The sequence below is a fragment of the Kitasatospora sp. NPDC056531 genome (assembly GCF_042794375.1).
Lineage (GTDB): Bacteria > Actinomycetota > Actinomycetes > Streptomycetales > Streptomycetaceae > Kitasatospora.
This window is the reverse complement of record NZ_JBHTTU010000106.1, coordinates 1,375-1,918: the sequence shown is the minus strand read 5'-3', so window position 1 is coordinate 1,918 and position 544 is coordinate 1,375. Positions and strand designations below refer to the sequence as shown.

The following is a 544-nucleotide window of genomic DNA, read 5'->3' as shown; positions in this document are numbered from 1 at the left end:
TACGGATCCTGCTCGAGCGCAAGCCCGGCCGGGCGGTCGCCGCGAAGGGCGTGCTCGGCGAGGTCGACTCGATCTACACCACCCGCCGCGAGCTCAAACGGCTGCCGCCCGCCAGGGCCGACGCGCTGCGCAAGGCGCTGGAGGCCGAGCGGGTCGAGCTGGTGGGCCGGATCGCCCGCGGCGAGGACCGCACCGGCTACGACCAGGAGCGGTTCGCCACCGCGCTGCTGGCGGGAGCGGTCCGGCGAGTGGGGCTGACCAAGGCCGACTTCGTCAACGTCACCGTCGAGCGCAGCATCCGGCTGCTGGACGTACGACGGTCGGAGGAGGGCGGACTACCGGCCTTCCAGGTGCAGTTCGAGATCGTGGAGCGGGTGGTCGGCGAGAAGGGCTGGTCCCGGGTCGGCGATCCGGTCCAGGAGTCCGCCGGGAGCTTCGAGGAGCGGCTGACCTGGTGGCGGCTCGGCCGGGCCGGGGAGGTGTACCAGGTGGCCGGCCTGGTCGTCGCCGCGATCGGCGCGGCCGCGCTGGCTGTGGAGGCCGG

Annotated in this window: 1 protein-coding gene; it reads left to right on the top strand. The window is 74.1% G+C overall.

What is annotated here, in order from left to right; genetic code table 11:
• Window positions 1–544 (top strand): hypothetical protein (locus ACFQ87_RS39320; RefSeq protein ID WP_380615751.1); only part of this gene is annotated, 544 nt, incomplete at both ends.